The following is a 12679-nucleotide window of genomic DNA, read 5'->3' as shown; positions in this document are numbered from 1 at the left end:
CAACCTTCGGCCGGTGCTGCCTTTCTACTGCCGCGTCAACTGACGCAGCTTAACGGCGGGCGGGAATGGCCGTGTTGTCCTCGGACAAGACGATTTCCACCCGGCGATTCAGCTGGCGGTTCGCCGCGCTGTCATTGCCGGCGGCCGGATAGGCGGCGCCATAGCCTTTCGTGGCGATGCGGTCGCGGCTGATGCCTTGCTCCAGCAGCGCATTGCGCACGGATTCGGCGCGGCGTTGCGACAATTCCAGGTTGTGCGCGGAACCGCCCGTGCTATCCGTAAAGCCTTCGATCAGCACGGTGCGCTGCGGGTTGTTTTTCAGCACGTCGGCCAGCTTGCGCGCCGTATTCGCGCCATCGGCCGTCAGGTTCGCCTTGTCCGTGCCAAACAGCACGTCACCCAGGGTGATCACCATGCCGCGTTCGGTTTTCTTGGCGGCCAGGTCGGCCAGCTGCGCTTCGAGTCCGGCGGCGCGGGCTTGCGCATCGCGGGCCGACGCTTCGGCCGCTTGCGCCTGGGCCTTGGCCGCTTCCGCATCCGCTTGCGCCGACTGGGCGCGGGCCGTGGCCTGGTCAGCTTGCTGCGTGCGCGCATCGAGGCGCAACTGGTCGCGCTGCTTGCCGGCGTTGGCGATATCGGCTTCCGCGGCTTTCTGCTTGGCAACTTCTTGCGCCGTGGCTATCTTTTGCTTGGCCAGGTAGGCCAGCTTGTCGACTTTTTCGTTATCTTCCTGGCGCGTGGCGGCCGCGTTTGCCGCTTCCAGGGCAGCGCTCGCTTCGCGGAATTCGCGTGGCGCATAGGTCGACACGATCGGGTTCGATTGCGCCGCCATGTAGTCGCCGCGCGTCTGGTCGAGCAGGCTGGTGGTGGTCGGTGCGGAGCTGCAGGCGGCGACAAAAGCGGCCATGGCCAGCAGGCCGGGAATGGTGGTGTAAGTAGCTTTTTTCATGATGGGGTCCTGTTATTAGTTATTGTTTTGGGGCTTGCTGATTGGCACGGTCGAGCTCTTCGCGCATGACGCGGATGTTCTCGTTGATTTCATCGGCGGCGCTGGTGGCCTTGGCCGAGTTGGCCTTGCTTTGCGCCAGCTTGGCGTCTGCTTGCGCCTGGTCGGCCAGGTCGCGTGCCGTCTTGTAGTCGCGGTCTTTCAGGGCCTGGTTGGCCATGCGCATTTTTTCGCGTGCCGAGCGCATTTCATCTGGAGCCAGGTCGGCGGCGCCGGCGCTGGCGGCGTTATCGACGGCGGCGCGCGACACGGCGACGTCGGCCGTGGCTGGCGTTTTCAGGCTGGAGCAGCCCGTCATCAGAACGACGGCGGTGGCGCAGGCGGCCAAGGCGGCCAATGGGGACATCTTGAAATCTCGGTTTGTCATTTTTCTTCTCCTGGAGAATGTGAAGCATGGGGTAGATATCGGTACATCTGGAATCAGGAACTGCGTTTGATGTATGACGTTATAGGCTCCGGTTCCCCGCATATCCGTTCGGTGCCGCACATAGAGTAAGAAATCGACAATACTTGCATGGGCAACGTGCGCCAGCGCACGTGTCCGCCAGCAAACCCTGAAACAGGCCCGGCTTTGAAGCGATTCCTGTAGCATCGCAACTACTTGTCCAGAAAGAATCAGCTTATGCCGCTCTCCCGTCGTCAGAAAATCACCCTCGTCAGCACCGCCGTGCTGATCGCCCTGCCCGTCACCGCCTCGCTCATCCTGCTGAACATGGACTGGAACCGCGCCAAGCCCTGGCTCAATGCGCGCGCCAGCGAAGCGCTGGGGCGGCCGTTCGCCATCGAGGGCGACCTGGCGCTGACGTGGCAGCAGCCAACTAGCGCGGGGCAAAAAACCTGGCGCGACTATCTGCCCTGGCCGCATCTGCAAGCCAAGGACGTGCGCCTAGGCAACCCGCGCACCATGGCGGACACGGATGGCCAGGCGCAACTGGCCAGCGTGAGCCAGCTGGCGTTCTCGCTCAATCCGCTGGCCTTGCTGGACAAGAAAATCATCATTCCTCAATTGCGCTTCGACACGCCGCAGGTGCGCTTGCTGCGCAGCAAGGACGGCAAGAACAACTGGACCTTCGACAAGCAGGACCAGCCGTCGCCATGGCAGCTGGAATTGCAAAGCGTGGTCTTCAGCAAGGGCACCGTGACCCTGGACGATGGCGTCAGCAAAACGGCGATGCGCGCCGATGTCGACACCATCGCGGACGATGCGCGCTACGGCATCGCGTGGACACTGTCCGGCACCTACCGCGGCGAAACCGTCAAGGGCGGCGGCAAGGCGGGCAGCGTGCTGTCGCTGCAGCGGCAAGGCACGCCCTTCCCCATCCAGGCCGACATGCGCGCGAGCGGCAGCAGCGTGGCCATCGAAGGCACATTGACCCGCCCGACCAACCTGGCCGCGCTCGACGTGCGCCTGAAGCTATCCGGCCCCAGCATGGCGCGCCTGTATCCCTTGACGGGCGTGCTGCTGCCGGAAACGCCGCACTTCAGTACGGAAGGCCATTTGACGGGCACCCTGGCGCCGCGCGGCGGCGAGTGGGTCTACGACAAGTTCAGCGGCAAGGTGGGCTCCAGCGACATCAGCGGCAAGCTGGCTTTTTCCGCCAGCACGCCGCGCAAGCGCCTGACGGGTGAAGTCCATTCGCGCCTGCTGCAATTTTCAGACCTCGGTCCGCTGGTGGGTGCCGATTCCAGCGCCAGCAAGAAGGAACGGGGCGTGCCGTCGACGCAGCCGGCCGGCCGCGTGTTGCCGGTGGAAACCTTCAAGACGGAGCGCTGGACCAGCCTGGACGCCGACGTGCGCTACACGGCGGACAAGATCACGCGCGATGCCGAGCTGCCGATCAGCAAGCTCGACACGCATGTGGTGCTGACAGATGGCGTGCTCTCGCTCACGCCCCTGAATTTCAACGTGGCGGGCGGCACCCTGACGTCGCAGATCAAGCTCGACGGCAGCGGCAAGGTCATCGCCAACGGCATCGCGGCCGAACTCAAGGCCAGCGCCCGCCATCTGCACATCCAGCAACTGTTCCCCCGCCTGCCGGCCCTGCAAGCGAGCGTGGGCGAAATCAATGGCGACGCCTCGCTGTCGGCCACCGGCAATTCCGTCGCCACCCTGCTGGGCAGTTCGAACGGCGAAGTGCGCGCGCTGATCAACCGGGGCAGCATCAGCAAGCTGCTGCTGGAAGAAATGGGCTTGAATATCGGCAGTGTCGTGCTGGCCAAACTGTCTGGCGACAAGCAGGTCAGGCTGAACTGCATGGCCGCCGATTTCGTTGTCACCAAGGGGCTGATGCGCACGCGCCAGTTCATCGTCGACACGGATGATGCCGTCCTGAGTATCGACGGCACGGTGAACCTGGCCGATGAACGGCTGGACCTGACCCTGCGACCGGACAGCAAGGGTTTGCGCATCTTTTCGCTGCGCTCGCCCCTGTATGTGCATGGCACCTTCAGCAAGCCCGACGTGAGCGTCGACAAGGGCGTGCTGGCCCTGCGCGCCGGTGGTGCACTGGCGCTGGCCGTGGTGGCGCCTGTGGCGGCCCTGCTGCCGCTGGTGAATACCGGCCCCGTCGAGGATAGCGAATGCGCGGCACTGCTGGCCCAGGCGCGCGTGAAGCCGGTGGCGCCGAAACCGGGCAAGGCGCCGCGCAAAAGCCGTTGAAGGAGATGAGCAGATACGGCAGCCGTGCGCGATTACAATTGTTACACCCCTATGTGCGTTGCCGAACAGACCCTGCCTTGCCAGAATCCTATTCTGTGATCGTGCCTGAAACACCCAAGACGTGGCGATACGAAGTCCTACCGGCCCATACCATGCCGGCGCCACGAGGTCCGAATTCATAGGAGAACTATCATGCAAATCATTAAAAAAATCGCCGCTACCACTTCCGTTGCCGCTTTGCTGCTGAGCTTGACTGCTTGCGCCAACATGTCCGGCCAGGATAAAAACACCGCCATCGGCGCTGGCGTCGGCGCCGTTGCCGGCTCCGTGCTGACGGGCGGCAGCGCAGTCGGCGCAGTCGGCGGCGCCGCAGTCGGCGGCGTGATCGGCAACCAGGTCAAGCCGAAGTAATCGTTGTCTCAAAAGCGGGGTGGGTGCGCAGGCGCCCGCCCCGCTTTTTTGCGTCCGGCTTCCATTGATGAAATTGAAAAGTTATTCTGAGGAAATTAGACGAAGACGTTGGCCATGCCGATGGCGCCGCTGTCCTTGACCAGCTCGTAACAGCGGCAGGAAACGGCTTCCAGGCCGGCAGAATCGAGGATCTCGATATTGCCGCGGCTGTAGGTGATGAGTTTTTGCTGTTGCAGCGCGCTGGCCGCCTTGGTCACGCCGACCCGCCGCACGCCGAGGGTGTGGGCGAGAAATTCATGCGTGAGGTGAAATTTTTCGGACTGCAGGCGGTCGCGCGTGATCAGCAGCGAACGGGCCAGGCGCGCTTCGAGCACGTGGAAGCGGCTGCACACGGCAATCTGGATGGCTTGTGCCAGCAGGGTGTCCGTGTAGCGGTACAGCAAGCGCTGCAGGGACTCGAGCTGGGCGAACTCGGCGCAGAACTCGGCCCGCGCGATACGGCTGGCCGTACCGGAACGTTGCACCACGGCACGCACTTGCGCCAGGTCATGACCGAGCGCGACGGACGCGCCCAGTACGCCTTCGCGGCCGACGGAGCCCACTTCCAGCGTCATGCGGCCCTCCGCCACGGCCAGCAGCGAAATCAGGCAATCGCCGGGAAAATAGATGTGGCCGATAGGCTGGCCCGGTTCGTACAGCACCTCGCCCACCTCGACCGTGACGGTATCGAACAGCGCCGTCAGGTGCCGCAAGTCGTGCTCGGGCAGGCTGGCCAGCAAGCGGTTGCCGGCGTCAAGCGCGCCCACGGGCGAACCCAGGCCGGATCGGCCTGCATCGCGGGACAGGGTCATGCTGGCAGTCGTTGGTGGCATTGCTTTTCCTTGGTGTCGTTACAACTCGACATAATTTTTACTTAGCCTACGGTGCAGTACAGGCCCTGTATGTACGGTGACGCACGGAAGCGGAGCAAGCGGCACAGCACACTGGCAACAGACGCAAATAACACGCAGAACACGCATGACCCTTTTTATTATTTTAAAAAAACCAAGGAGCCTTCCATGACTACCACCACCAAATCCCTTCATCCGCTGATACTTGCCGCCGCCGTCGCCGTCCTGCTGTTTTGCGGCGTCGGCACGGCTGCCCTGATGGGCTGGCTGCCTTCCTCCCAGGGCGATAGCCAGCCGCTGGCGGCCAGCACCTCGGCCGAGCAAATGGCCAACCTGCAGGCAAACCAGCCGCAAGCGAACTTGCAACCGTCCGTAACGCAGCCGCTGGCCGCCCTGCCACAGCAGCAGCAACAGCAACCACAGCAGCAGCCGGTGCGCCAGCCGCAGCCGCAGCCACAATACGCGGCCGCCCCGGCGCCGCAGGTGTGCAGCAATTGCGGCGTGATCGAAGCCATCCATGAAGTCAATACGCGCGCCGAAGGCAGCGGCGTGGGTGCGGCCGGCGGCGCCGTCGTCGGCGGCTTGCTGGGCAACCAGGTCGGTGGCGGCCACGGCAAGCAACTGGCCACCGTGCTGGGCGCCGTCGGCGGCGCCGTGGCCGGCAACCAGATCGAAGGCAGCGTGCGCGCCACGCGCAGCTACAACATCGTCGTGCGCCTGGATAACGGCAAGACGCGCACCGTGCACCAGAGCGCCGCGCCAAACTGGCGCCAGGGCGACCGCGTACGCGTCGTCAACGGCGGCTTGCGCGCCATGGGCTAAGCAAACCGCGGCGGCGCCGCTGCCGCGATTAGTTGCAAATAAAACACACGCCCGGCCTGTCCGGGCGTTTTCTTTTTGGCAATGTTCGTTGGCGTACAGATGAGCTTGCCGTCGCGCGAGATGATGCATTCAGGAAAGTTCAACGAAACGTCATCAAGGAGTAGCCATGCAAGACGACAAGACAGGCAGCAACAGGATCTGGCTGGGCTTTATTGGCGGTGGTTTGCTGGCCACCGCGCTGGGCTTCTGCGCGCTGGACCTGGCGCCGCAAGCGGGCGGGCCCGTGTTCGGCGTCATGCTGCTGCTGACCGGCGGCATGGTCAGTTGCCTGGCAGGCGCCGTCGGCATGGCCGGCATGCTGGCGTGGGTGCCGGGCATGGCCGATGAACAGGCCGACCGCTCACGATAGTTGAGACTTGTGTACGACAGCGTACAGAACGCAAGGGAAACAAAGTAGACACTTAGTCATGGCATCAGCGTTCAGCGACCCAGTCGCCGCGCAATGACAAGAACCGATGACGGCGCCACGCGCCAGCGCCTGCAAGGCCACGGCAGTCGCCGTCATCCACACATTACTCTCGGAGGACACATCATGCTGTATACAATCGCCGTCGTACTCATCATTCTTTGGCTGCTGGGCCTGGTAACTTCCTATACCATTGGCGGCTTCATTCACATCCTGCTGGTGGTCGCCGTGATCATGGTGCTGCTGCGCCTGATCAGCGGGCGCGGTTTATAGCCCAGGCCGTTAGTCTGGCCTGACAAGAGCGGCGCGCGTGCAAACGGGCGCCGCCTTTTTGCCTGCAGTGTGCGTGCACTGGCACGCCGCGCCATTTTGCAGTAACGTGTGCAGGTAATTCCTGGGTATGTCCCAATAACAAAACAAGGAGAAAATCCATGAAAGAAACATTCAAAAAAGGCCCTGGCGCCAAATCCCTGATCGGCATGCTGGTGATCGCATTGGCCGCCACCGGCTGCGCGGACATGTCCTCGACGCAACGTGGCACGGCCACGGGCGCCGGCATCGGCGCGGGCCTGGGCGCCTTGATCGGCGGCACCACCGGTGGCGGCAGCAGCGGCCGCACGGCCGGCGGCGCCCTGCTGGGTGCGGCCGCTGGCGCCGTGGTCGGCAATATCTGGTCGAACCGCATGGAAAACCAGAAGCGCGCGATGGAACAAGCGACACAGGGTACTGGTGTGCAAGTATCGCAGACGGCCGATAACCGCCTGAAAATGGAAATTCCAAGCGATATTTCCTTCGACACCAACCGCGCCGACATCAAGGGCAACTTCCGCCCCATCCTCGACCGCTTTGCCGCCACCCTGAACGAAAACCCGAACACCACGGTCAGCATCATCGGCCATACGGACAGCACGGGCAGCGATTCCATCAACGAACCGCTGTCGGTGGAACGCGCCGCCCACACGCGCGACTACCTGTCCATGCGCGGCGTCTCGCCGACCCGCGTCGTCACGGAAGGCCGCGGCGCCCGCGAGCCGATCGCCTCGAATGCGGATGCCTCGGGACGCGCACGCAATCGCCGCGTGGAAATCTACGTAGCAGAATTAGCCCCACGGGGGTAACACCGAACCAAACCTACTGCGCGTCGGTATAGGCGGCTTGCGATGCTCACCGTACTTTAGTACGGTTGCGCTTCTCGGCCACCTCTCCCTTCCGCTCGCTACGGTTTTGTCCGGTGTCGGGACGTTGACATCAAAATCAAGATCGTAAAAAAACCCGCTGGCAAGGTCACTTGCCAACGGGTTTTTCTATTTAAAACAGCTTATTTTGAAGTAGCTTATTTCGACGTCGTTGCCTTGGCGCCGCTTTCGCCCTCTTTCGCCACCTTGGCGAAGTCGCCCGCCACCACCACCGACACGGCCGAGGGCTTCAGGTATTCGCGCAGGCCCTGGTTCACTTGCGCCAGGGTCAAGCCGGCCACTTTCGCTTCCAGGTCCTTGTCGTACGCCATGGTGCGGTCTTCGGCAAGGTAGCCGGCCAGTTCGCGCGCCAGGCCAGCGTCTTGCGTGCGGCCCACTTCTTGCGATTGCAACCAGCCTTTCTTCGCCTCGGCCAATTCCTCTTGCGTAAAGCCGTCGGCCAGCACCTTGGCGATTTCCTCGCGCAGCGCCGCTTCCACCTTGACGGTGTTTTGCGGCGCGCTGATGGCGTACGCCATCCAGTAGCCGGCCGGTTCGCGCGACGGCACGCTCACTTGCGAGCCGACGCCGTACGACAGGCCTTCCTTCTGGCGGATGCGGTCGGCCAGGCGGCTGCGCAAGGCGCCGCCACCGAGCATGTGATTGGCGATCAGCAAGGCCGGATAGCTGGCGGCATCATCCTTGAGGGGAATCGGCTGGATGGCGAACAGCACGCTGTTCGCCTTGTCCGGCGTTTCCAGGGTGACTTTCTCGCCGCTGACGGGCTTGACGGCGTCGGGAATGCGCACATACGGCTGCTGCGCCTTCCAGCTGCCGTACAGGCTGGCTACCTGCGCCTTCAGCGCGGCCGGGTCGAAGTCGCCCACGGCAGCAAAAGTCGCGTTGGCGGCGCCATAATAGGCGCCATGGAAGGCTTTCACGTCGGTCACCTGGATGGCTTTCCATTGCGCCAGTTCGGCCGGCAGGGTGGCCACGTGGCGCACATGGCCTTCCGGCGTGGCGTCGAGCAGGCGGCGGAAGGCGTTCACGGCCAGCGGTTGCGGTTCAGGCAGCTCCTGCTCCGCGCGTCCCACGCGCTCGCGCTGCAATTCCAGGAATTCCGTTTCGTTCAGGGCCGGCTTTTGCAGCACTTGCGCCAGCAAGTCCATGGCGGCCGGCAAGTTCTCGCGCTTGCCTGTCAGCATGGCGGTGACACCCTCGGCGCCGCCCGAAATCGCCACTTGCATGCCCAGCTGGTCAAACTTGTCCTTCACTTCCTGGCGCGACAGTTTATCCGTGCCGCGCGACAACAGATTGGCCGTGTAGACGCCTACTTGCGCTTTGCCGCGCAGGTTTTCTTCGCTGCCGATCTGCAATTTCAACACGACGCTGACGGTGCTGCCCTTGGTTTTCTTCGGCAACAAGGCGCCCTTCAAGCCGTTCGGCAAGGTGAAGCGCGTGGTGCGCGCTTCGATATTGTCGGGGCTGGGGTCGAACGCTTCGCCCTGCGCCACGACGGCGCGGCCCGTGTAGCCGGCCAGTTGCGGCGCCACGTCGGCGTAGGCCGGCACGACGGTGCGGTCCGGCGCATCGGTCGGGATGAAGCGGCCCAGGGTACGGTTCGAGCTCTTCAGGTATTTCTCGGCCGCCGCCTGCACCTGCGCTGTCGTCAGCTTGTCGAGCTGGTCGCGCTGCAGGAAGAACAGGCGCCAGTCGCCTGCCGCCAGCGACTCCGTCAGGGCGATCGTCAGGCGTGCCGTATTCGAGGTGGCCAGTTCGATCTGTTTGTTCAATTGCTGTTTCACGCGCGCCACTTCCGCATCTGTGATGGGCTGCGATTTCAGCTCTTCCAGTACTTTCAGCATGGCCGCTTGCGCCGCATCAAGGTTGCCATCGACGGGCACCAGCGCGCCGAACAGGTTGTAGCCCGGCTCCAGGTTGCTCACGGAGTTGTATTCGATCTTGCTGGCCAGCTTGGTTTCCACCAGCGCCTTGTGCAGGCGGCCGGCCGGGGCGTCCGTCAGCACGTGGCCCAGCACTTCGATGGCGACGGCGTCCGGGTTGCCGGACGGCGCCACGTGGTAGCCGGCGCCGACGAACTGCGTGCCGCCGCTGCGGCGCACCGTCACGGCGCGCTCGCCATCCTGCACCGGTTCGGCCGTGTAGGTCGGCTCGATCACGCGCGTCGGTTTCGGGATCTTGCCGAACAGCTCATTGATCTGCTTCAAGACCTTGGCTTCGTCGAAGCGGCCCGCCACCATCAGCACGGCGTTATCCGGCTGATAATATTTATGGTAAAACGCGCGCAAACGGGGAATATTCACCTGCTCGATGTCGGAACGGGCGCCGATGGTCGACTTGCCGTAGTTGTGCCAGTCGTAGGCGATGGCCTGGATGCGTTCGCTCGTCACGCCGATCGGGTCGCTCTCGCCCATCTCGAACTCGTTGCGCACGACGGTCATTTCGCCCTTTTGCGTCTTCGGATTCCACAGGTCGTTCTGGTCGATGGCCGCGTTGACCATGCGGTCCGCTTCCATGGCCAGCATCTGGCGCAGGTTGTCGTCGTTGGCGGGGAAGGTGGCGTAGTAATTGGTGCGGTCATACCAGGTGGTGCCGTTGAACTGGGCACCCGTCGAATTCAGGATCTCGACCGGGGTCTTGGTGCCCTTCTTGACGCCGAAGTTGGCGCTGGGCTTGAACAACAAGTGTTCGAGCAAGTGGGCCATGCCCGTTTCGCCATAGTTTTCATGGCGCGAACCGACCAGGTAGACGATATTCGTCGTCAGGGTCGGCTTGCTGGCATCGGGGAACAGCAGCACGCGCAAGCCATTGGCCAGGCGGTATTCGGTGATGCCTTCGACGGACGTGACTTTGACGGCGGCGGCGCGGTTGGGCGCAGCCTTGCCGGCTTTCTGGATCGGCGCCGCTTCCACCGGGGTGGCGGCAAGGATGAATGAAGGCGAGAGGATGCCGGCGGCAAGCAGGAGGGCGGTAATGGGTTTCAAGGCAGAGTCCTGGTAACACTACGTTATAGATGTGCGCAAGCAATCGGCGCAGGCGCGATGTGATACGAACGCAAGAATAGTCACGGGGCCCGCGCTGCGTCTTCGCCGCCACGTGAAATTATTGCTATTTCGTAATTTACGGCATACGTATCACTTATGCAAGTCCTGTCATCGAGCGGTTATGCGCCCGTGTTATACTCCACGGTTCCAGAACTATCTGCCTGTATATGAGACGAGCTCTCGTCCTGCTCTGCCTTTTTGTTTTCATCGCGTTACCCCAGGCGTTCGCCAGCATGGCCTACGCCAGCCCTTCCCCATTCCAGCATGCAATTGCGGCCGGCACTACCGCCACGCCCGCCTTCAGCATCGATTGTGCCGACGCCAGCCTCCATGCGGACCTGCCTGGCGACAGCTGCGATAGCGAAGAATGCGACAACGACCCCATCACGCTGTACCCGACCTCGCGCCAGGGGGCGCCGTTTTGCGCCATCATTTGGCAAGCGGGACCGGGCGCACTTGCCGAAGCGGACGTGCGGCTGGCCACCCGGCCGCCGCGCGTCCGCCCCTGAAGACATGCATGCAGCACCCACACGCCCGGGGCTTTAGCCGCCAGGCACGCTTTACACTGATCGACTTTACAAGGTTACACACATGGAATGGTTATTTGACCCGACAATCTGGGTCGGCCTGCTGACGCTGGTCGTACTGGAAATCGTACTGGGTATCGACAACCTGATTTTCATCGCCATCCTGGCCGAGAAACTGCCGCCGCACCAGCGCGACAAGGCGCGCGTGCTGGGCCTGACCCTGGCCCTCGTCATGCGCCTGGGCCTGCTTTCGCTGATTTCCTGGCTGGTGACATTGACCACGCCGCTGTTTTTTGTCTGGCAATTCTCGTTCTCGGGACGCGACCTGATCCTGCTCGTCGGCGGCCTGTTCCTGCTGTTCAAGGCTACCACCGAGCTGCACGAACGCCTCGAAGGCGTCACGCACGCCCAGACGGGTCCGAAAGTCTATGCCGGCTTCGGCCTCGTGGTGGCGCAGATCGTCGTGCTTGACGCCGTGTTTTCGCTCGACGCCGTCATCACGGCCGTCGGCATGGTGGAAAACCTGTACGTGATGATGGCGGCCGTCGTCATTTCCATCGTCGTCATGATGCTGGCCTCGAAGGTGCTGACGCGCTTCGTCAACGCCCACCCCACCGTCGTCGTGCTGTGCCTGAGCTTCCTGCTGATGATCGGCCTGTCGCTGGTGGCCGAAGGCCTGGGCTTCCACATTCCGAAAGGCTATCTGTACGCCGCCATCGGTTTCTCGATCGTCATCGAGTTCTTCAATCAGCTGGCGCGCCGCAACTTCCTCAAGCTGCAGTCGAACGCCCCGCTGCGCGACCGCACGGCGCAAGCCGTATTGAGCCTGCTGGGCGGGCGCAAGGGCCGCGAAGCCGTGGAAGAGCACGAAGTGAAGGAATTGCCCGATGTCTCCGCCTTCGGCGTGGAAGAGCGCAACATGGTCAGCGGCGTGCTGACCCTGGCCGAACGCTCGATCCGCTCCGTCATGACGCCGCGCGGCGACGTCTCGTGGGTCAACCTGAATGACAGCAGCGACAAAATGCTGCAATTGCTGCGCGAAACGCCGCACAGCATGATTCCTGTCTGCAATGATGACCTCGACAACGTGGTCGGCATCGCGCGCAGCAAGGACCTGATCGAAGACCTCGTATCGCGCGGCAAGATCGACCCGGACAGCATGCGCGAAGCCGTCGTCGTGCCGGAAGCGGCCGGCGTGCTGAAAGCCATGGAAACGCTGAAGCGCTCGCGCGGCCAGCTGGTGCTGGTGGTCGACGAGTTCGGCACCGTGCAAGGCGTGTTGACGCCGATCGACATCCTGGAAGCCATCGCCGGCGAATTCCCCGACGAGGACGAGCAACCCGACGTGGAAGTGCTGGGCCCCGGCCACTGGCGCATCGACGGCGCGACGGACCTGCATTACCTGGAGCAAGTGTTCGAGACGGAAACCCTGGTCAGCGAAGACGGCGAGTACAACTCGCTGGCCGGCTTCCTGCTGGCGCACTTTGAAAACATGCCGGCCGTAGGCGAAGTACTGGAACTCGATGATTTGCGCTATGAAATTCTCGAGGCGGACGAGCGCCGCATCGCCAGCGTGGACGTACGCCGCATCGAACCCGATCACAGTTTGTAACACAATGGCAAGCGTGCCCCGCTTGCCATGCCGTATGCTGGGGTCT

12 protein-coding genes are annotated in these 12679 nt (G+C 63.1%); 8 read left to right on the top strand and 4 right to left on the bottom strand.

Translation table 11 applies throughout. The features are described 5' to 3' along the window. Nucleotides 1–49: 49 nt before the first annotated feature. Both AC3IQ7_RS10060 and AC3IQ7_RS10055 read right to left on the bottom strand, forming a co-directional pair. On the bottom strand, nt 50–949 hold the full coding sequence (locus tag AC3IQ7_RS10060; RefSeq protein WP_489209330.1) for an OmpA family protein: 900 nt from the start codon (nt 947–949) through the stop codon (nt 50–52). A 19-nt stretch (nt 950–968) separates the two neighbouring features. Next, entirely contained in the window at nt 969–1373 is a 405-nt protein-coding gene (locus AC3IQ7_RS10055) for a DUF4398 domain-containing protein (protein WP_051992010.1), read from the bottom strand. Between the two features lie 255 nt (nt 1374–1628). Here AC3IQ7_RS10055 and AC3IQ7_RS10050 point away from each other — a divergent pair, with 255 nt between their 5' ends. Together AC3IQ7_RS10050 and AC3IQ7_RS10045 are read left to right on the top strand one after the other, a co-directional pair. Continuing rightward, the gene (locus AC3IQ7_RS10050; protein ID WP_489209328.1) at nt 1629–3665 is read left to right on the top strand and encodes an AsmA family protein; all 2037 of its coding nucleotides are present in this window, start codon (nt 1629–1631) and stop codon (nt 3663–3665) included. 192 nt (nt 3666–3857) lie between these two features. Then, nucleotides 3858–4076 (top strand): YMGG-like glycine zipper-containing protein, encoded by a 219-nt coding sequence (locus tag AC3IQ7_RS10045; RefSeq protein ID WP_034758955.1) that lies wholly within the window; start codon nt 3858–3860, stop codon nt 4074–4076. Between the two features lie 95 nt (nt 4077–4171). Here AC3IQ7_RS10045 and AC3IQ7_RS10040 read toward each other — a convergent pair whose 3' ends face one another. Then, entirely contained in the window at nt 4172–4948 is a 777-nt protein-coding gene (locus tag AC3IQ7_RS10040) for a Crp/Fnr family transcriptional regulator (RefSeq protein WP_099380099.1), read from the bottom strand. Between the two features lie 186 nt (nt 4949–5134). On the opposite strand from AC3IQ7_RS10040, the gene AC3IQ7_RS10035 reads away from it, so the two are divergent. The 4 genes from AC3IQ7_RS10035 to AC3IQ7_RS10020 all read left to right on the top strand — a co-directional run bounded on the left by AC3IQ7_RS10035 (nt 5135) and on the right by AC3IQ7_RS10020 (nt 7372). Continuing rightward, the gene (locus tag AC3IQ7_RS10035; RefSeq protein ID WP_489209326.1) at nt 5135–5788 is read left to right on the top strand and encodes an outer membrane lipoprotein; all 654 of its coding nucleotides are present in this window, start codon (nt 5135–5137) and stop codon (nt 5786–5788) included. Nucleotides 5789–5954: 166 nt separating this feature from the next. Further along, nucleotides 5955–6197, top strand: a complete 243-nt coding sequence (locus AC3IQ7_RS10030; RefSeq protein WP_099380097.1) for a hypothetical protein — start codon at nt 5955–5957, stop codon at nt 6195–6197. A gap of 183 nt (nt 6198–6380) precedes the next feature. Next, on the top strand, nt 6381–6527 hold the full coding sequence (locus AC3IQ7_RS10025; RefSeq protein WP_010396376.1) for a lmo0937 family membrane protein: 147 nt from the start codon (nt 6381–6383) through the stop codon (nt 6525–6527). Nucleotides 6528–6733: 206 nt separating this feature from the next. Further along, a complete protein-coding gene (locus AC3IQ7_RS10020) occupies nt 6734–7372 on the top strand; it encodes a YiaD family glycine zipper/OmpA-like lipoprotein (protein ID WP_099380108.1) in 639 nt (212 codons plus the stop codon). A 215-nt stretch (nt 7373–7587) separates the two neighbouring features. Here AC3IQ7_RS10020 and AC3IQ7_RS10015 read toward each other — a convergent pair whose 3' ends face one another. After that, nucleotides 7588–10434 carry a M16 family metallopeptidase gene (locus tag AC3IQ7_RS10015; RefSeq protein ID WP_489209323.1) on the bottom strand — a complete coding sequence of 949 codons (2847 nt, stop codon included), beginning with the start codon at nt 10432–10434 and terminating at the stop codon, nt 7588–7590. A 293-nt stretch (nt 10435–10727) separates the two neighbouring features. On the opposite strand from AC3IQ7_RS10015, the gene AC3IQ7_RS10010 reads away from it, so the two are divergent. Further along, nucleotides 10728–11003: a hypothetical protein gene (locus tag AC3IQ7_RS10010; protein ID WP_099380095.1), complete on the top strand. Its 276-nt coding sequence runs from the start codon at nt 10728–10730 to the stop codon at nt 11001–11003. Nucleotides 11004–11085: 82 nt separating this feature from the next. Then, complete coding sequence (locus AC3IQ7_RS10005; protein ID WP_489209321.1) at nt 11086–12633, top strand: TerC family protein; 1548 nt, start codon at nt 11086–11088, stop codon at nt 12631–12633. Nucleotides 12634–12679: the final 46 nt, after the last annotated feature.

This window comes from Janthinobacterium sp. GL_088 (genome assembly GCF_057837845.1).
The sequence above is the reverse complement of the archived record's forward strand: the minus strand, read 5'-3'. Positions and strand labels throughout refer to the sequence as shown.

Coding starts and splice junctions, on each gene's coding strand:
- AC3IQ7_RS10060 (WP_489209330.1), bottom strand. CDS start 949: ATGAAAAAAGCTACTTACACCACCATTCCCGGCCTGCTGGCCATGGCC.
- AC3IQ7_RS10050 (WP_489209328.1), top strand. CDS start 1,629: ATGCCGCTCTCCCGTCGTCAGAAAATCACCCTCGTCAGCACCGCCGTG.
- AC3IQ7_RS10030 (WP_099380097.1), top strand. CDS start 5,955: ATGCAAGACGACAAGACAGGCAGCAACAGGATCTGGCTGGGCTTTATT.
- AC3IQ7_RS10010 (WP_099380095.1), top strand. CDS start 10,728: ATGGCCTACGCCAGCCCTTCCCCATTCCAGCATGCAATTGCGGCCGGC.
- AC3IQ7_RS10040 (WP_099380099.1), bottom strand. CDS start 4,948: ATGCCACCAACGACTGCCAGCATGACCCTGTCCCGCGATGCAGGCCGA.
- AC3IQ7_RS10035 (WP_489209326.1), top strand. CDS start 5,135: ATGACTACCACCACCAAATCCCTTCATCCGCTGATACTTGCCGCCGCC.
- AC3IQ7_RS10005 (WP_489209321.1), top strand. CDS start 11,086: ATGGAATGGTTATTTGACCCGACAATCTGGGTCGGCCTGCTGACGCTG.
- AC3IQ7_RS10025 (WP_010396376.1), top strand. CDS start 6,381: ATGCTGTATACAATCGCCGTCGTACTCATCATTCTTTGGCTGCTGGGC.
- AC3IQ7_RS10055 (WP_051992010.1), bottom strand. CDS start 1,373: ATGACAAACCGAGATTTCAAGATGTCCCCATTGGCCGCCTTGGCCGCC.
- AC3IQ7_RS10020 (WP_099380108.1), top strand. CDS start 6,734: ATGCTGGTGATCGCATTGGCCGCCACCGGCTGCGCGGACATGTCCTCG.
- AC3IQ7_RS10045 (WP_034758955.1), top strand. CDS start 3,858: ATGCAAATCATTAAAAAAATCGCCGCTACCACTTCCGTTGCCGCTTTG.